This is a genomic window from Tannerella forsythia (assembly GCF_001006485.1).
GTDB classification, from domain to species: domain Bacteria; phylum Bacteroidota; class Bacteroidia; order Bacteroidales; family Tannerellaceae; genus Tannerella; species Tannerella forsythia.
In genome coordinates this window covers 1-18689 of sequence record NZ_JUET01000075.1, presented here as the reverse complement: position 1 = coordinate 18689, position 18689 = coordinate 1, and the positions used below count along the sequence as shown (strand labels likewise).

Annotated in this window: 15 protein-coding genes and 1 tRNA gene; 7 read left to right on the top strand and 9 right to left on the bottom strand. The window is 49.9% G+C overall.

The window, feature by feature from the left end:
• The first annotated feature begins 3 nt into the window (after positions 1 to 3).
• Both Tanf_RS06305 and Tanf_RS06300 read left to right on the top strand, forming a co-directional pair.
• Entirely contained in the window at positions 4 to 936 is a 933-nt protein-coding gene (locus Tanf_RS06305) for a mechanosensitive ion channel family protein (RefSeq protein WP_014224718.1), read from the top strand.
• A 5-nt stretch (positions 937 to 941) separates the two neighbouring features.
• The gene (locus Tanf_RS06300; protein ID WP_046825293.1) at positions 942 to 2204 is read left to right on the top strand and encodes a peptidase U32 family protein; all 1263 of its coding nucleotides are present in this window, start codon (positions 942 to 944) and stop codon (positions 2202 to 2204) included.
• A gap of 66 nt (positions 2205 to 2270) precedes the next feature.
• On the opposite strand, the gene Tanf_RS06295 is transcribed toward Tanf_RS06300, so the two are convergent.
• The 3 genes from Tanf_RS06295 to Tanf_RS06285 form a co-directional block, all read right to left on the bottom strand.
• Positions 2271 to 2352, bottom strand: a tRNA-Leu gene (locus tag Tanf_RS06295).
• 76 nt (positions 2353 to 2428) lie between these two features.
• Positions 2429 to 3871, bottom strand: a complete 1443-nt coding sequence (locus Tanf_RS06290; protein ID WP_080948576.1) for a phosphatase PAP2 family protein — start codon at positions 3869 to 3871, stop codon at positions 2429 to 2431.
• Positions 3872 to 4008: 137 nt separating this feature from the next.
• Entirely contained in the window at positions 4009 to 5304 is a 1296-nt protein-coding gene (locus Tanf_RS06285; RefSeq protein WP_046825292.1) for a UDP-N-acetylmuramoyl-tripeptide--D-alanyl-D-alanine ligase, read from the bottom strand.
• A 77-nt stretch (positions 5305 to 5381) separates the two neighbouring features.
• Here Tanf_RS06285 and folP point away from each other — a divergent pair, with 77 nt between their 5' ends.
• From folP to Tanf_RS06265, 4 genes are read left to right on the top strand one after another with little or no spacing between them, the layout of a single operon-like run.
• On the top strand, positions 5382 to 6224 hold the full coding sequence (folP, locus tag Tanf_RS06280; RefSeq protein WP_046825304.1) for a dihydropteroate synthase: 843 nt from the start codon (positions 5382 to 5384) through the stop codon (positions 6222 to 6224).
• 9 nt (positions 6225 to 6233) lie between these two features.
• Positions 6234 to 7007: a diadenylate cyclase CdaA gene (gene cdaA, locus Tanf_RS06275; protein ID WP_014224713.1), complete on the top strand. Its 774-nt coding sequence runs from the start codon at positions 6234 to 6236 to the stop codon at positions 7005 to 7007.
• Between the two features lie 47 nt (positions 7008 to 7054).
• A complete protein-coding gene (gene pta / locus Tanf_RS06270; RefSeq protein WP_046825291.1) occupies positions 7055 to 8074 on the top strand; it encodes a phosphate acetyltransferase in 1020 nt (339 codons plus the stop codon).
• Positions 8071 to 9282 carry an acetate kinase gene (locus Tanf_RS06265; protein WP_046825290.1) on the top strand — a complete coding sequence of 404 codons (1212 nt, stop codon included), beginning with the start codon at positions 8071 to 8073 and terminating at the stop codon, positions 9280 to 9282. The genes pta and Tanf_RS06265 overlap by 4 nt, the downstream gene beginning before the upstream one ends.
• An 87-nt stretch (positions 9283 to 9369) precedes the next feature.
• Here the strand turns inward: Tanf_RS06265 and Tanf_RS06260 are convergent, their stop codons facing one another.
• Both Tanf_RS06260 and Tanf_RS06255 read right to left on the bottom strand, forming a co-directional pair.
• A complete protein-coding gene (locus Tanf_RS06260; RefSeq protein WP_014224710.1) occupies positions 9370 to 11022 on the bottom strand; it encodes a SusD/RagB family nutrient-binding outer membrane lipoprotein in 1653 nt (550 codons plus the stop codon).
• Positions 11023 to 11038: 16 nt separating this feature from the next.
• On the bottom strand, positions 11039 to 14059 hold the full coding sequence (locus Tanf_RS06255; protein ID WP_046825289.1) for a SusC/RagA family TonB-linked outer membrane protein: 3021 nt from the start codon (positions 14057 to 14059) through the stop codon (positions 11039 to 11041).
• Between the two features lie 460 nt (positions 14060 to 14519).
• Between Tanf_RS06255 and dgt the strand changes: the two genes are divergently transcribed.
• Positions 14520 to 15845, top strand: coding sequence for a dGTP triphosphohydrolase (dgt, locus tag Tanf_RS06250; protein WP_014224709.1), 1326 nt, complete (start codon positions 14520 to 14522; stop codon positions 15843 to 15845).
• 11 nt (positions 15846 to 15856) lie between these two features.
• On the opposite strand, the gene rsgA is transcribed toward dgt, so the two are convergent.
• From rsgA to Tanf_RS06230, 4 genes are all read right to left on the bottom strand, one after another.
• The gene (gene rsgA / locus Tanf_RS06245) at positions 15857 to 16789 is read right to left on the bottom strand and encodes a ribosome small subunit-dependent GTPase A (RefSeq protein WP_046825288.1); all 933 of its coding nucleotides are present in this window, start codon (positions 16787 to 16789) and stop codon (positions 15857 to 15859) included.
• Entirely contained in the window at positions 16789 to 17352 is a 564-nt protein-coding gene (gene frr, locus Tanf_RS06240; protein WP_014224707.1) for a ribosome recycling factor, read from the bottom strand. Before frr ends, rsgA begins: the two co-directional genes overlap by 1 nt.
• A gap of 299 nt (positions 17353 to 17651) precedes the next feature.
• Positions 17652 to 18251, bottom strand: a complete 600-nt coding sequence (locus Tanf_RS06235; RefSeq protein ID WP_014224706.1) for a glutathione peroxidase — start codon at positions 18249 to 18251, stop codon at positions 17652 to 17654.
• A 256-nt stretch (positions 18252 to 18507) separates the two neighbouring features.
• Positions 18508 to 18689, bottom strand: a 182-nt coding sequence (locus tag Tanf_RS06230; protein ID WP_046825287.1) for a T9SS type A sorting domain-containing protein, incomplete at its 5' end; no start/stop codon positions are given.

The window sequence follows — 18689 nt, the reverse complement described above, 5'->3', positions numbered from 1 at the left end:
CGTATGCAGGCACTCTTTCCGGATTTCTCTTTTGCGCAGGGTATGGACTCCGATACACAGAAGAAGATCATTGTTTCTGTAGTCATTATCTTATTGGTATGGCTCATACGGATCACCATCCTGAGATTCGTATGGAAGAGCACGAACAATCACAAGAGCCGTTATCTGTGGAAACGGATCATGTCGTTCGCAGCTCCAACGACCGTGATTCTCCTGACCGGTATGGTCTGGGCTAATGTTTTTCATCACGTAGGAACATTTTTAGGATTACTCTCCGCAGGGATCGCCATTGCACTCAAAGACCTGTTGGAGAATATGGCCGGATGGCTCTTTATCATGGTGCGAAAACCTTTTACGGTAGGTGACCGTGTACAGATCGGCGAAGATAAGGGAGATATCATCGACATACGGCTCTTTCAATTCACGATTCTCGAAGTGGGTAACCGTATTGATGCCGAACAAAGTACGGGACGCATCATCCATATTCCCAACCGACGGGTATTCACGATGCCGCAAGCCAACTACGATCAGGGCTTCAAATACATCTGGAACGAGGTACAGGTACGTATCACGTTCGATAGCAACTGGACGAAAACGAAAGAGATTCTTCTGCAAATTCTCAACCAATACGGAGCAGATGTGGTTCAATCGGCCGAAGAAGGGCTTTGTGAGGCAAGCAAAATGTATTATGTGCACTATCAATACCTCACGCCGATTGTGTACCTCACGCTTGTCGAAAACGGTATCCGTCTGACGGGGCGCTATCTCTGTGAACCGCGAAAGATACGAAGCATCGAATCGGCCATCTGGGAAGATATCCTGACGGCCCTCGAAGCACACGACGACATCCGGTGGGCTTACCCCACACAGCGGTTCGTCTCTTATAATATACCCCCGGACATTCCGGCCGATCATCTCGATATCCCTATAAACTAACTTGTATGCTTATGAAATGTAACATATCCGATTTTGAGATCATGGCTCCTGCCGGCTCGTACGAATCACTGATGGCAGCCATTCAGGGCGGAGCCGATTCGGTATATTTCGGCATCGAGGGGCTGAACATGCGTGCCCGCTCGTCGAATAACTTCACCACAGACGACTTGCGCAAGATCGCTTCGATCTGCGATGAACACGGCGTAAAAAGCTACCTGACGGTGAATACCGTGATTTACGACGAAGACCTGCCGCTCATGCGCACCATCATCGACGCGGCGAAGGAAGCCGGCGTTTCCGCGATCATAGCGGCCGATGTAGCGGCGATGGCCTATGCCAACAGCATCGGGCAGGAAGTACACCTCTCGACCCAATTGAACATCTCGAATACGGAGGCGCTGAAATTCTACGCTCGTTTTGCCGATGTCGTCGTGCTTGCACGCGAGTTGAACCTCGAACAGGTACGCACCATCTACGACGCCATCGGCACACAGGGAATTTACGGTCCGAAAGGTGAGCCGATCCGCATCGAGATGTTTTGCCACGGTGCGCTCTGCATGGCCGTTTCGGGCAAATGCTACCTGAGCCTTCACGAGATGAACGCTTCGGCCAATCGTGGCGCCTGCATGCAAATCTGCCGACGCGGGTACACGGTGAAAGATCGGGAAACAAATATCGAACTCGATGTCGAAAATCAATACATCATGTCGCCCAAAGATTTAAAAACGATTCATTTTATGAATAAGATGATGGATGCGGGCGTGCGGGTGTTCAAGCTCGAAGGGCGAGCGCGCGGACCGGAATACGTGCATATCGTCACATCGTGCTACAAGGAAGCCGTGCAGGCATATTGTGAAGAGTCGTTCACCGACGAGAAGATTGCCGCATGGGACGAACGGCTGAAGTCGGTCTTCAACCGTGGCTTTTGGGACGGGTATTACCTTGGGCAGCGGCTCGGTGAATGGAGCAGTCATTACGGATCGAGCGCTACGAAACGCAAAGAGTACGTCGCACGAGGTATCAAGTATTTTACGGGGCTTGGCGTGGCCGAGTTCGAGATGGAGAGCGGAGAGCTGCGTGTGGGCGATGAGGTTCTGATCACCGGCCCTACGACGGGTGCGTTGTTTCAGACGGTTGAAGAGATACGCGTAGACCTGAAACCCGTTCCGTCGACCGGCAAAGGCGAACGCTTCTCGATCAAGACCGCCGAGCGTATTCGCGCCTCGGACAGAATGTATAAGATGGTACAGGCGGAACGAAAAAAATAACCTGCCTCCTTCTTACTTACACCCCTGAAGAGGGTACGTCCAAACACTGCGTTTTGCCCCCCTCGGTGCGGCTGAAGGGACTCGAACCCCCACGCCGTGAAGCATCAGATCCTAAGTCTGACGTGGCTACCAATTACACCACAGCCGCGTTATTCTGCGACAAAGATACGAAAAAACAGGAATAATGATTCCTCCACACAAAAAAATGACGCTGTTTCTTGTTTTCAGAAAAAGGCAGTGAGTCGCAGGCCGATACCTAAATAATCAAACGTCTGCTCGGCTTCAACCCGGAGCACCTCATCTTCCGTTTCCCTCAAACTTTCACTGAGGTTGAAACGGATTGTCGGCCTCGAGTAATTATAATTAGCATAAAACGAAAGCCCCAACTCATCATGAAATTTATAGGTGATTGATGAGCCGGCACATCCTCTCCAGGCCGTATGAGGTTTATAGGAAAGTATCTCTGCTTCTCTCTCTATTCCGGGATACTCTTTTTCCAGTTCATAAAGGATTTTTCCTTTTGCTCCGAAAGCCAATCCGGTCTCAGCCTTAGTCATAAACAGCCATCGACGCCCCAGTTCGAGTGCATAATGAGGACCTATGCCAAGGTTTAGCGTGCCAATGGATTCGGTTTTTAGCTTTACCTTGCCCAGATCGGGAGAATCTTCGTCCAGCAAATCCGATGGACTGACCGGAAAGCTCATAAAAGCAAATTCGCCTCCTATCCCCCAATGCTTGCCGATGAACCAGGCTCCTTCAAATCCGCTTTCGAATCCCGGCTTTGTTCGCGCACCGTTCTCCAGCAATCCCATCAGGTTGCGCATTGCTGTGGCGTTGCCTAACTTGACCGAGAGGTACGAAGGGTGACCGTTTCCTTTGACATGAGACAGCAGCCCGATATAATCACCTTCGTTCCCGTATAGTTTATCGATAAAAAAATAGCCGAGTTGAGTCGACAATATCCCGATTCCCGCACCGGCCAGTATATCGGGCATCCAATGTCTGTTATTCAGGCTGCGTCCCAGAGCCGTAAAAGTCGCCCCCGAATATCCCGCAATGCTGTACAGCGGATTGACGATCCCGTATTCTTTGTGCATGAAGGTGGCATTTGTAAAAGCCATAGCGGTATGTCCCGAAGGGAATGAATTTCGTGTCGATCCGTCAGGCCGTTCCACTTGGGCCGTATACTTGACGGAATTGACAAGTGCTCCCATAATAACCAGACTTGCCCCATGAGAAAGGAGGGTGCGCGACATGCTATTGCGCCCTCGTACTTTTGCAAGTTTCATGCCGTAAACAGCCGCTGCCGGAGCGTATTGCATATAATCATCGAAGACATTCTTAAAGCCCGGGATGTAACGATTCCGTTTTCTCCGAATGCTTTCCCGCTCTCCCCACGTGAGTGCCGAGGCTGTGAAAAATATCGTCGGAGCCAATCCAATCCTGACCGCCTGACGGTCGAAGAATGTTTTTCGTCCTTTCCATATCATGAAGGACAGGGTATCGTCAGCCAGAGATCGGGGTGAGGCAGGAACGGCCTCAAGCGCTACAGGACGAAACGTCTGTTGAGCAAACGTTTCGGACGCACAGAAGCAGCATAGGATCAAAGTAATACTGCATTTAATCAACCGGATTATGATACGATGAAATGTTCGTACTTCGTTCATTATAGAAGTCCATTATAGAGTTGCTCTTATTAAAATAGGCGCCGCAAAGATAGGTGATTTCGAGCATCCGACCATATAAAAAAGTTTGCATTCAACTTTTTCATAACCTAAACCAGATTATGCATGAATGCGTTCGCCTACAATCTCTCGACGATTTTTTCGAGATGCATCCCGTGAGAGCCTTTAATCAGAATATGATAACCGTGTAATGGATTAGTTGTAAGGTAAGCCTCCAACGCTTCGACCGATGGAAAACCGTCATACGTCTTCCCACCGGCGGTCATAAACTGTTCGCCACAAAGAAACACTTTGTCGAAGTGACAGGTTTTCAGCTGTTCGATCACATCGGCATGCAATGCCTGACTTTCTTTGCCCAGTTCACGCATATCGCCGAGGATAACGGCTTTGGGGGCAACATCCCATGCGACAAAGTTTTCAAGCGCCACACGCATGCTGCTCGGATTGGCGTTATACGCATCGATAATCAGGGTATTGTGCGCTGTCTTCTTCCACTGCGATCGGTTGTTTGTCGGCATATATCCGGCAATCGCCCGATTGATTTTCTCCGCAGGCACATCGAACGTACGTCCGGCAGCGATAGCCGCTAATGCGTTCCACAAGTTATAATCACCCACCAGCTGCGTGTTGACGGTATGTAGATATCCGTCCTTTTGCCACCATTGAAACGAGAGGAACGGATGACTCGCGATCACTCGTCCCGCTACGAATGTGTCATCGTGCATTTCGCGACCGTAAGCGATTTTCTCCAGTCCGTGCGCTATTCCCTGCAACCATTCGTTCTCCTGATGAATAAATATCTTTTTGCGTCCCGCACGCATGAAGTCGTACAGTTCGCCTTTTGTTCGCACGACATTTTCGAACGAGCCGAAACCTTCGAGGTGTGCTTGCCCGACGTTCGTAATCAAGCCGTAATCTGGCTGCACAAGCTGTGTCAACGCACGTATTTCGCCCGGGTGATTGGCGCCCATCTCAATCACGGCCACATCATGTTCGTCCGTAAGGCGAAGCAAGGTCAGCGGCACACCGATAGGATTGTTGTAATTCCCGAGCGTATGAAGCGTCTTGTATTTTTCCGAAAGTACCGTGGCGAGTAATTCTTTTGTCGTTGTTTTGCCGTTTGTTCCCGTAATACCGATAATGGGAGTCCCGAGCTTTCGGCGATGAAGCGTTGCAAGGTGTTGCAGGGTACCGAGTACGCTGTCCGTTAAAATCATTCGGTCGCTCTTCTGCTCGGCCGGATTATCGACAATGGCATAAGTGCATCCCGACTCCAAAGCCTGTGCTGCAAAACGGTTCCCGTCGAAGGTATCACCCTTCAACGCAAAGAAGAGGGAGTCCGGAGGACAATTCCGGCTATCGGTCGTAATGCAAGGGTGTTTTCGGAAAAGAGCGTATAAATCATCTAAATTCATCTTCCTGTTCAATTATCACGCAAAAGTAATATTATTTCCGTACTTTTGTGGGGAAACTTTTGAAAAAGGAAGCCTGGATGAAGGAGAAATCAATCAATTTGAACGGACGGCTGTTATCGTTGAAGTCGCCGGTTGTCATGGGGATTCTGAACGTCACGCCCGATTCGTTTTATGCAGGGAGCCGTCAGGCAGACGAGGCAGCCGTAGCACAGCGCATCGAGACGATATTGGCTGAAGGTGGAGCAATCGTCGATATTGGAGGATATTCGTCACGCCCCGATGCGGCAGAGGTTACGGAGGAGGAGGAATGGCAACGGATTAAGCCTGCTCTGAAGCGGATGCAGAGAGACTTTCCCGAGGTTCCCGTTTCGGTCGATACGTTTCGCTCGGCGATTGCGCGACGTGCCGTCGAAGAATACGGGACAGCCATGATCAATGATATCTCGGGCGGTATGCTTGATGCACGGATGTTTGAAACAATTGCGTTACTTCAGGTGCCATATATCTTGATGCATATGCGCGGAACGCCTCAGACTATGCAACAGCATACAGACTATGACGATCTGATGGAAGACATCATGCTCTATTTTGCTCAAAAAGTCAGGGCGCTCCGACAATTGGGGGTGAATGATGTGATTCTCGATCCCGGCTTCGGATTTGCCAAAACCCTTGAACAAAACTATGAACTGATGCGATCGCTATCCGAATTCTCGATCCATTTTGAAACGCCCCTGTTAGTCGGGATATCTCGAAAAAGCATGATATATAAATTATTGAATGCAACTCCCGAGGACAGCTTGAATGGCACGACCGTGTTGAATACGTATGCCCTCCTGAACGGCGCCGACATCCTGCGTGTGCACGATGTAAAGGCCGCTACCGAAACCATAGAAATCGTAAAACGGCTCATGCAATCTTAATCAAGCGTTATGTGGGTCTCTTTCGGAATTAAAGATGCATTGGATGTTTTACTGGTAGCGTTTTTTACATACCAGATTTACAAGTTGATGAAAAGCTCGGGGACACTCACGGTCTTTAGCGGGATTGTATCCGTCGTAATCGTCTGGATCTTGGTCTCTCAGGTGTTGGAGATGCGACTGATGGGAGCTATTCTTGATAAGTTTATCAGTGTAGGCTTCTTAGTATTAGTTATTCTTTTTCAGGATGATATCCGTCGCTTTCTGGTCGCACTCGGTTCGAACCGCGGGTGGAAATTCCTCGCGAAAATATTCTCGCGAAAAGACACGCAAACGGAAGAGCAGCAAAAATATATTGCTCCGGTTGTATTGGCCTGCATGAATTTGGCACGCAAAAAAACGGGAGCGCTGATCGTGATCCAGCGTGAGATGGATTTATCTGCGTATATTCACACCGGCGAAATCTTTACGGCCGATGTCAATACCCGTCTGATCGAAAACATCTTTTTCAAGAACAGCCCGCTGCACGATGGCGCCATGATTATCGGAGACGGGAAAATCAAGGCGGCCGGTTGTATCCTTCCCGTCGTACAGAGCTTGAAGCTATCGAAAGAGATGGGGCTTCGCCATCGTTCCGGCGTCGGGATGTCGAAAGAAACGGATGCCATTGTGATTATTGTTTCCGAAGAGCGGGGAATCATATCGGTAGCGCATAACGGAAAGATCGGTATTAACCTCTCGGCCGAAGATTTGCAACAAATCTTGTCGGGAGACAAAGAGGTTTAAGATGTTAAGAAGAACTTACGTAATAATAATATAAAAGTATTTATTCCATGGATTTAATTCAAAGTATCGTAGAGCGTGCCCGAGCGAACAGGCAACGCATAGTGCTTCCGGAAGGAACGGAAGAACGTACATTGAAAGCCGCCGACCGACTGATTGCCGACGGAGTAGCAGATATTATCCTGATCGGCTCGCCGACAGAGATTCACCGGTTAGCCAGTGATTTCGGGTTGAAGCATATCGATAAGGCGACTGTCGTCGACCCGAAGAATCATGTGAAGAAAGAAGCATATGCAGCGTTACTGCTCGAATTGCGTCGGTCTAAAGGGATGACGCCCGAAAAGGCGGCTCAATGCGTCGAAAATCCGCTATACCTCGGCTGTTTGATGATCAAAGCCGGCGATGCGGACGGTGAAATTGCGGGAGCCCGGAATACGACGGGCGATGTGCTGCGTCCGGCTCTCCAGATCATCCGTACAGTCCCCGGCATCAACTGCGTGTCGGGAGCCTATCTGATGTTCGTCAATGATTCGTCATACGGGAAGGATGGTTTGCTGATCTTCGCCGATTGTGCGGTAATCCCGAATCCGACGGCGCAGGAACTGGCGCAGATTGCAATTTCTTCGGCACAGACGGCGCGTGCCATGGCCGGCGTAGAACCGGCCGTTGCGATGTTAAGCTTCTCGACGAAAGGCAGTGCCTCGCACGAGATGGTTGATAAAGTGGTTGAGGCAACAAGGTTGGCCAAGGAGATGGAGCCGACGCTGAAGATCGACGGAGAGTTGCAGGCCGATGCGGCGCTCGTTCCGGCAGTGGGTGCACATAAAGCGCCGGGTAGCGCGGTAGCCGGAAAAGCCAATGTGCTTGTGTTCCCGTCGCTCGAAGCAGGCAATATTGGGTACAAGCTCGTACAGCGTTTGGGCGGTGCACAAGCCGTCGGACCGATTTTACAGGGTATGGCAGCGCCGGTCAACGACTTGTCGCGCGGCTGCTCGGTTGATGATTTGTATTACATGGCGGCGATTTCGTGCAATCAGGCCATCGCACAAAAGAAGGAGAAAGGCGTATGAAAACATTAGTGCTGAATTGCGGCAGCAGTTCGATCAAGTATAAGCTCTTCGACATGACCTCCGGCGAGGTGATGGCGCAGGGAGGACTCGAAAAAGTAGGTCTCGAAGGTTCGTTCCTGAAGTTTTCGGACAAGAACGAAGAGAAAGTCGTACTCGAAAAAGACATTCCCGACCATGAGGTAGGGATCGAATTTATCCTGAATACATTAACGGATGCTACTTATGGGTGCATTCAGAGCTTCAAGGAGATTGACGCCGTGGGTCACCGTGTCGTGCACGGAGCAGAAGAATTTGCTTCGAGTGTATTGATCACCAAAGAGCTGCTTGCTAAAGTGGTAGAATGTTCCGCTCTTGCTCCGCTCCATAACCCGGCGAATCTGCTCGGTATCGAAGCGATGGAGAAAATCCTCCCGGGTACCCCGCAAGTGGCTGTGTTCGACACCGCTTTTCATCAGACGATGCCCGATTATGCCTATATGTACGCCCTCCCGTACCGCATGTACACGGAATACGGTGTGCGTCGCTACGGCTTTCACGGGACGAGTCACCGATACGTTTCGCGTCGTGCCTGCGAGATCCTCGGCGTACCTTACGAAACCCAGCGCATCATTACGGCACATATCGGCAACGGTGGATCCATCACAGCCGTTAAGAACGGTAAGTCAATCGATACATCGATGGGAATGACGCCGACCGAAGGATTGATGATGGGTACACGTTGCGGTGACGTCGATGCCGGAGCGCTTTCGTTTATCATGAATAAGGAAGGGCTTGATGCCGACGGGCTGTCAACCCTGATAAATAAGAAGAGCGGGGTAGCCGGATTCTCGGAAATGTCGTCCGATATGCGCGATATCGAAAGCGCGATGTATAACGGTGATCCGCGTGCCATCCTGACCCTCAAGATGTACAATTACCGTATCAAGAAATACGTCGGCGCGTATGCGGCGGCGATGGGCGGGCTCGACATCCTTGTATTCACCGGTGGCGTAGGTGAGAATCAATGGTCTACACGTGCCGAGGTTTGCGAAAATATGGAGTTTCTCGGCATCGAATTCGATACGAAGAAGAACGAGAATGAGCGAGGCCGTGAAATCGTTCTCAGCAAGCCGGAGAGCCGGGTGAAGGTCCTTGTCGTCCCGACCGACGAAGAATATATGATTGCGTCGGATACGCAGGCCATTCTCGAAGGTAAACCGGTACGTTGATAATTTTACATACGATAGAGAGGGTGTGCTCAAACGCTGCGTTTAGACACACCCTCTTCTATTTCTCTGGCACTTCCAAAAAGACTTTTAGAAGTTTCCTGCAGGGGTATCCCACCAGAGACGCGTAGCAATATTATCTTTGCCGCCACGCGCTTCAAGGATTTTCACGCCCGAGTCGTAGCCCGGCCTGTTAAAGCTTTTCTCGTTTTGGCAGAACGGCAGACGACGGATACCGAGTGTTGTCAGTTCGGGGAACGCACTTTTGTTCGCTATGATCGGGAAGAGCTTCGGATAGCCTGTGCGACGATATTCACTCCATGCGTTCAATCCTTCAGGGAATCCGGCGATCCACTTCTGCGTGATAATCTGTTGCAGCTTCTGCTCGTTCGTTCCGTCGGTCATAAATTTCACGGGTACATCGTTCATTCCTTTCATATTCAACGCCGGGTTATGCGGATCTATGTAGTCGGCAGCCATTGTGGTGCCTTCAATATAGGCATTATAATCGGCCGAAACCTTATAGTCGTCGAACGAAACACGGACTCCTTCCTTATAGAAGTCCTCGGCTGTTCCTTTCATAGCCCATCCGCGCAGTGCGCCTTCAGCGCGAAGGAAATACGACTCGGCACGTTTCATAATCGGCAGCGGATAGTCGGTGGACATGGGGTCTTTGCCGTCCGTGTTAACCATCGGGATCGAGTACATCTTATATTCACCGGCTGCCGGGACCTCGAATCCGTTCCGAACACCATAGATTTTACCGATCGAGTTCGTTTCCTTTCCGCTTTGATCTTTGATATCTCCCTTATCCATCCATCCTACGGGCAAAGCCATTTTAACCAAACGAGGGTCCTTGTAGCCCTTCAGGATCGACTCGAACGAAGCGCCGATGCTGCAGTCGTTATAATCGCGGCAGATCACCATCAGCGGGTTCCGTGTGTTCTCGTCTTTTACCTCGATATTGACTTTCTCCAACACGCCATAAGGATTAGCTACGGCTGCTTCGGCTTCTTTCTTTGCCAGGTCGGGCGCTACTTTTACCACGCGCATAGCCAAGCGCAGACGAAGCGTATTGGCAAACTGCAACCAGGTGGTGTGGCTCTTGCCGCACATCAGGTCGAAGTTCAGACGGCCGGTCACATCGCCGTTCTTCCGAACAAATGCAGTCAGTCGTTGAATCGCATCGGCCAGGTCTTCGAAAAACGATTTGTAGATCGCCTCCTCCGAGTCGTATTCGATAAAGATTCCTCCTTTGATGGCTTTTGAATAGGGTATCGGGCCATACGTATCGACCGCTTTCGACATACCGGCCACTCTTAATATCTTGGTGATAGCCACGTAATCGTCGGCTGTTTGTGTTTCTAACAAGGCCGCACACGGTTTCATCACATGCAGGAAGTAATCTTTGAATCCCTGATTATTCCATCCGTCCATCATGACGTACTGGCTGTTGTTATTGTTCGAAGCGAACGGGGTCGGGATAGCCAGATAACCGGAGTACAAGTCGGCATTAAGGTTTTGGATCAGTTGATATTCCCAGTTTCCGTTTGTTTGATTGTAATAGATGGAACGCTGTGCTTCCTGCATGAAGGAGCCGACTTGCTGAGCCTGTAAAGAGGTCAGTCCGGTCGGATCCGTATTGAGTTCTTCAAAATTGCTGGTACATGCCGTTGCGCCAAATACCATGACGGCGGCGGCCAGCACACCGTTCTTCAGATTGAATTTATTGATTGTTTTCATATATGATTGCTTTATGTTAGAATGTTGCTTTCAAATTAATACCCAAACTGCGTGTAGCCGGCAGTGCGAAATAGTTCGATCCGGAATAACCGTTCGATGTAGACATTGACACTTCGGGGTCGGACGGTGCATCTTTGTAAAAGAAGAACAAGTTACGCCCGATCAAGCTTACGCCAAGGTCTTTGCCGGCACCGAGCAGATTGCGGAAAGCGTAACCGATCGACAATTCGCGCAGGCGGAAGTTCGTAGCCGAGTACACATAATAGTCTCCCCCTTTCTCTTTTTGTCCGATGGATCGATAGAATGTTCCGGCGTCGACTTTCGTTCCGTTACCGAGGTCTACTCCGCCATTGTCGCGTGCATCGGCCGAGTTTTGGGATACCCCGTAGGCGTCGAGCGTAGCTTGCGTCAAGTCCACAAAGTTCCCGCCGATGCGTCCGTCGATAAGGAAATAGAACTGCATATCTTTATAGTTGAAAGAGTTGCTCCACCCCAAATTCCACTTGGGGTTCACATTCCCAACATATTCTTTATCTTCCGAAACCAAAGTATTCCCCTCTTTATCTACCTGAATAACCCCATTCTTGTCGCGTACAACCGTTTTCGAATACAGGTCTCCATACGATCCGCCTTCTACAAGACGCATGTCATATCCTCTCAAGCTTCCGAGCCCTACGTGAGTCAAACGGTTTTCTTTCGCTACGTCTTGACGGTCGTCCAGTTTTTTAATGACATTGTTGTTGTATGAGAGGTTGAGCGAAGTTTTCCATAAGAAATCAGCAGTAATGGGTTGTCTCCAGCTCATCGTCGTTTCAAAGCCGGAATTCTGGATGTCGCCGGCATTAAAATAGTAATTGCTGTATCCGGTTGCAGCCGAGGCTTCCATGCTGAAGTACTGATTTGTATTGTTTGTCTTGTAATAGGTGAAATCCATCTCGAAGTGGTTATCGAACATCGAGAGATCAAATCCGAACTCCATCGATTTCAGTTTTTCGGGTTTCATTTCGGTAAAAGGAACGCTTGTGTTGAAATCGACCGAACCGTTCCGGAACTTATGCGTCGGGTTTGTGATGTAAGCCGGCATATCGTTACCTACTATGGAGTATGACGCACGCGCCTTCAACAGGTTGAATGCTTCGGGCAGGGTGGTTATCTCGTTGATCAACGCCGTCAATCCGAACGACGGATAGAAATACGATACGTTGGGCGTGTACGAAAGAGTTGACGACCAGTCGTTACGTCCCGTCACGTCGAGATAGAGCATCTCCTTGTATCCGATTTGCGCCGTACCGAACACACTATTGAGACGTTTCTGCGTTTTCGAGCGTTTGTTTTCCGAGCCATTCTTCGAGCCATTGGCAAGATGGAAGAAATTCGGGATGTAGACGTCGCCGCTGCCGGATGCAATGATCCCCGTTTCCTTGAGGTCTGTAAAGCTCGTTCCGACCGAAGCGGTCACGCTCCACACATCGAAGGTCTTGTTGAAGTTCGCCATCAAGTCGCCGTAGAACTGACGGCTGTCATCACGTTCCTGACGATATTCGCCGTTCACGTTATGCAGCGTGGTTGAGGTAGACGCATAAATCTTCCGTTCATAAAGATCGGCAATGCGGTCATAGTTCAAACGTCCCTGAAGGTTCAGATAGTCGGTGATGTTATAGCGGATGCTTGCCGAAGCCATCACGCGATCGCGTTTTTCGGTGTGCGGATTGCGATGCAGCACCCAATACGGGTTAGCGCTGAAATCCTGATTTACGTCGCGATACCATTGTTGAACGGGATAACCTTTCAGATCGTCATACTTTTCAAATTCGTTTTTGTATTGACGGAAGTCACCATTCGCAGGGAACGTATAAAGCCCGGTCAGCGGGTTGCGATATTGTCCCGGTTCATGACGGTTCCGGCCTTTCTGCGTGATATAATTCAGGGAGGCGTTAACCGTTACTTTATTATCAAACAGCTTGAAGGTTTCTTTAGCCATCATGTTATGACGGGTAAACGTATTGGTCGGCATGATACCGTTTGCTGACGTGTTGGCATACGAAACATAGCTTTGGGTCCTTTCCGATCCTCCGCTGATTGAGAGTGAGTTGATCGTGGTCATTCCTGTGCGGAAGAACTCATCGAGGCGGTTCGCTCCTTTGGCTTCGCCGCTGATTTTTTCGCCCCAGCTGTCCTGTGCCAGTGCGCCCGAGCCTGATACGGCGGCACCATACGTGCTTTGCAGTTTCGGAGCGTCTAAGGGCGTTTCGAACGTAGTGTTGCTTGATACATCCACACGCACGCTTCCTGCCGATCCTTTCTTGGTGGTAATCATCACCACGCCGTTGGCAGCCATACTTCCGTACAGCGCTGCGGCCGAAGCACCTTTCAAGACACTGATGCCGGCAATATCGTCGGGGTTGAGGTTCGACAAGGCATCCCCTCCGTCACGTCCGCCAAACTCGCCTTCCATCTGCGTCGTTGTCGAGTTGGCCATCGGAATGCCGTCGATGACGATCAGCGGCTGGTTGTTACCCTGCGCCGATTTGTTTCCGCGGATCAACAGTTTCGACGACCCGCCCGCACCGGTAGAGTTCGGGGTGATGACTAGGCCTGCCGTTTTACCCTGCAAGCTGTTGATCAGGTTCGTCTCCTTGGCACGGGTCAATTCACCGCCGCCTACTTGCTGTGTCGCATAAGTCAAGCTCTTAGCTTTGCGTTCGAGTCCCATGGCCGTAACCACCACTTCGTTAATTTTGACAGACGAAGAGGCCAGCGATACATTGATTACCGTACGTTCTCCTACTGTCTCTTCATGAGTCTCAAGACCCACATAAGCAAACTGCAATACTTCGTTCGCATTGACTTCGATGGCGTAATGACCGTCTAAGTCCGTAATGACACCGTTCGTTGTTCCCTTCACCACAACCGTCGCTCCAATCAGCGGCTCGTTCGTGTCGGCTTCTTTCACGATGCCGCTCACTTTCTTTTGTGCCAACAGCACGTTTGTGCCTAAGAAAAACAGCACAAACATAAATAATAGATGTTTATTCATACGTTTTTTGATCGATTATATGTTCCTGTTTTAAAAAACCGCGCAAAGATAGATTCATTTTTTAATCTTATGTCATTTTGTCTTATCTTTAACAATTGATTCAAAGCGTATAAAACTGGATTTTTGCGACAAAATGTCATTTTGTTTTCAGGAGATTAAAAAAAGTATCAGACTGAAATTTATTCACCTTTTCCCACAGCAATCTGAAAGTATGTTGAAAATTATTCCGGTCAGTAGTCGGTATTCGGTCGTTGCGTAGGGGTGAACCTGTGTGTTCGCCCTCTTGCTCGCCCGTTATGGCATATCGTCTTTATTGTGGAATTTAGGTTTAAGTCTTCCTGCGTGCGAAGAAATTGTTTTCCGAACAATATCTGTCCGGAATTAGTTCGAATTATGTTATTTTTGCATGCCCGGAACAAAAAAGTAAAACATCTTTCAAAACGATTCAACCGGAACAGGTATGCAGTGGAACGAATTAATATCCGGTAAGCGTCTCGGCATCGAGGCTTACCATGAACGGAAGCATGAACGGACAAACTTTCAGCGCGATTATGATCGGCTGATCTTCTCTTCTCCTTTTCGACGGTTACAGAACAAGACGCAGGTCTTTCCTCTACCCGGCAGCATCTTTGTACACAATCGACTGACGCATAGTTTAGAGGTATCGTGTGTTGGGCGATCGCTCGGCACGAATATCGCTACGCGTCTGATACAGAAATACGGAGGTGAGGCGACCAACCTGCAAGAGATCGGATCGATCGTCTCGGCCGCCTGTCTGGCGCACGACATGGGCAATCCTCCGTTCGGGCACTCAGGAGAGCGGGCTATCTCGGCATTCTTCTCCGAAGGTGCGGGCCGACAGCTCGAAGCTCGCGTACGTGCCGAAGGCGGCCGATGGGAAGACTTTGTACACTTTGAAGGCAATGCCAACGCCATACGCTTGCTCACGCACCAGTTTATCGGGCGTCGAAAAGGTGGGTTTGCCCTGACATACAGCACACTTGCTTCCATCGTTAAGTATCCTTATGCCTCGACCCATGCGTCCGCGAAGAAAAAATTCGGCTTCTTCCAGACCGAAGAAGAAACGTATTGCCGCATCGCACGGGAGTTGGGCATTCCCGGACAAGCCGGTGCTTCCGATGCGTATGTCCGTTACCCGTTAGTCTATTTAGTCGAGGCTGCTGACGATATTTGCTATCAGATTATGGATATCGAAGACGCCCATAAGCTGCGTTTGCTGACAAGCGAAGAGGCCATCGGGCTGCTGCTTGGTTTTTTCGAAGGAAGGCGTCTGAACGACATTCGGCAGACGATGGCTATGGTAGACGACACAAATGAGCAGATCGCCTATCTCCGCTCGTGCATCATCGGACTGTTAGTCGATGAATGCACCCGGGTCTTTATCGAGAACGAGGAAAGGTTACTTGACGGAAGCTTCGATGCGCCGCTGATCGACTGTATCAACGAACAGGCGCGTCAGGCATATAAGGCGTGTTCGGAGGTGGCTTACCGGAAAATTTACGTCGCGAATGAGGTGGTCGACGTTGAACTGGCAGGGTATCGTATCTTCGGCTACCTGCTTGAGACGGTGATTGACGCCGTGCTCCATCCCGAGCATGCATACAGCCAACTGCTCCTCCGCCGTGTGCCGGGTCAGTATGACATCAAGGCGTCTACGACGTACGGGAAGATTCAATGTGCGCTCGATTATATTTCGGGCATGACGGACGTCTACGCCCTCGACCTGTATCGCAAGATTACAGGCATGGGTCTGCCGGCTGTCTGAGTAACATCGCTTCAGTAGGCCTCGCGGTATTTCGCGCCGTCCATGTCTTCAAGGATGTTGAGGTAACTTTTGTAGCGCGACCGACTGATAGAATGCGCTTCGATGGCCTCGCGTACCGCACATCCCGGTTCATGAGTGTGTGTGCAGTTGCTAAACCGGCAGTCGGCCGAGTGTTTGAATATCTCCGGAAAATAGTGCGCCACTTCGCCTCCTTGCATCTCAATCGTGCCGAAGCCTTTGATGCCGGGCGTATCGATCAGATAGCCTCCGTTCGGAAGCGGAATCATTTCGGAGAATGTCGTAGTATGAACGCCTGTTTGGTGATATTCGGAGATATCTTTCGTTCGGAGCTTGGCATGCGGCAGCAGTTTGTTGATAATCGTCGATTTGCCAACGCCCGAGTGGCCGGACAGCAGCGTAATCCTGTTGCTGATCTTGTCCGACAACGCGTCGATTCCTTCGCCCGACGTAGCGCAAAGTTTCATGCAATCGTACCCGATGGTGCGATAGAGTGTCATCAGCTCTTCTACATATTCAAGCTCATCAGCATCATACCGGTCTGTTTTATTGAAGACGAGCAAGGCAGGAATCCCGTAGGCCTCGGCAGTGGCAAGGAAACGATCGATAAAAGTCGTTGTCGTCTGCGGATAATGAATCGTGACGACGAGCAGTGCCAAGTCGATATTCGCCGCAAGGATATGTGACTCCTTTGAGAGGTTCGATGCCCTCCGGATCATATAGTTGCGGCGGGCATCGATCGCTGTGATGCACGCGCTGCCTTCGCGGTTCTCTTCGATTTCGACCCGGTCGCCGATGGTGACCGGATTTGTACTCCGGATGCCTTTCAACCGGAATGAGCCCTTGATCTTACAATCGACAGACCGTCCGTCGTCGGTATGAACCGTATACCGGCTGCCGGTGTTTTTTACGACAAGACCGTGCATCAAACGGTCATGATTTCTTTTTCTTTCGCCGCATACAGCTCGTCCACTTGCTTGACGTACTTATCGTGAATCTTCTGCACGGTAGCCTCGGCATCTTTTCCCGCATCTTCGGGCACTCCCTCCTTAATGGCTTTCTTGAGCAGCTCGATCACCTCCCGGCGCGTGTTACGGATGCTGATCTTTGCCGTTTCGGCATGTTGTTTGGCGCCCTTGGCCAATGAACGGCGACGTTCTTCGGTGAGCGGCGGGATGCCAAGGCGGATCACTTCACCGTTATTCTCGGGGGTAATGCCTACTTCGGACGAGAGGATCGCCTTCTCAATCTCCTTCAACATCGGTTTTTCCCATGGAGTGATGATCATCGTTTTGGCATCGGGTGTCGTGATAGATGAAACATTGGCGAGCGGTGTCATACTACCGTAATAAGACACTTTGACATTGTCTAAAATACGCGGGCTTGCTTTGCCGGCGCGAATGCGTGCCAGCTCATCGTCTAAATAACGAATAGCCGACGACATCTTCGTTTCGGCCTCTGTGATGATTTGGTGGATGTCTGCTAACATAACTTTTTATTTTTTATTTTTCACAAAGATAGTTCCTTTTCGCATATATGCAAAATGTGGGTAAGCAAGATCGTAATCGTGATGAAGTCAAACAAAAACGAGAGACACAGGCTCACCTTATAACCAAACCTCGGAAAGGCTGAATGCTAACGAACGATTATGAATTATGAATGCAGAATGCTGACAACTGAATGCTATATAGCCATTAACAACCGACAATTGACGATTTAAAAACAGCCCCGCAGGGGTACATTAGTTCAGCCCCATGCGGAGCGTGTTAGGAAAAACGTTCAAGCTGTTTACAACAAAGCCCGGATAGCTTTCTCCACCTCGTCCATGCCGGCGGTGGGCTCGAAGCGAGCCACCACGTTCCCTTGCTTATCGACCAGAAACTTCGTGAAGTTCCATTTGATATCGGGCTTGCTTGCGTAGTCTTTGTCTTTCTTCTTGAGCATGGCATTCATGGCATCGGCTCGTTCACCGGTAAAACCTTCGAAGCCTTTTTGGCTCTTCAGATACGTATAGAGCGGCGATTCGTTCTCGCCGTTCACCTCGATTTTCTCAAACAATGGAAACTTCGTTCCGTACTTCAGGGTGCAGAAGTCCTTAATCTCTTCTATCGTACCCGGTGCCTGCTCGCCAAACTGGTTGCAGGGAAAGTCGAGGACAACAAAGCCTTGTTCCCTGTATTGCTCATAAAGCTTTTCCAAGGCTTCGTATTGAGGCGTAAAACCACACCCTGTCGCCGTATTTACAATCAGCAGCGTCTTACCCTCGTACTCTTTCAGCAAGACCTCTTTCCCTTCGGCATCCTTGACGGTGATGTCATAAATCCCGCTCTGCGCCATAGCTGTCCATACAAAACAAAGCGACAGCAGCGCTAACATTGTTCTTTTCATAAAATGATCTATTTAAATTATTGATACTGTTTGCCCGTTCAACAGAAATCCGGAGATGTAAAAACGGATTGATTCTCCTGACCGGACGACAAAGATAGTTAATTTTATCACTTTTCCCATCCACCCACATTCCGCAACGGAGATTTCCCACCCGATGCCGATATGCCGTGTGGAGGCAAATAAAAGGGAAATCCCCCGTACGGACATGCCGCACAAGGGGATTTCCAACGATAAAACTTGCGATCTCTAAAAAACGTTATTTCACGATCACCTTATGCACCGTGCCGTCTTTGAGTGTCACCACATATACACCGCGTTGCATCGGGACGGACGTATCGCCTTCGGACAGTTCGATTCTCCGAACTAACTGGCCGGCTACCGAGTAGATGCTCGCGATATCTTTACGCTCTACGCGGATATAGATCGTCTCGCCGTGCG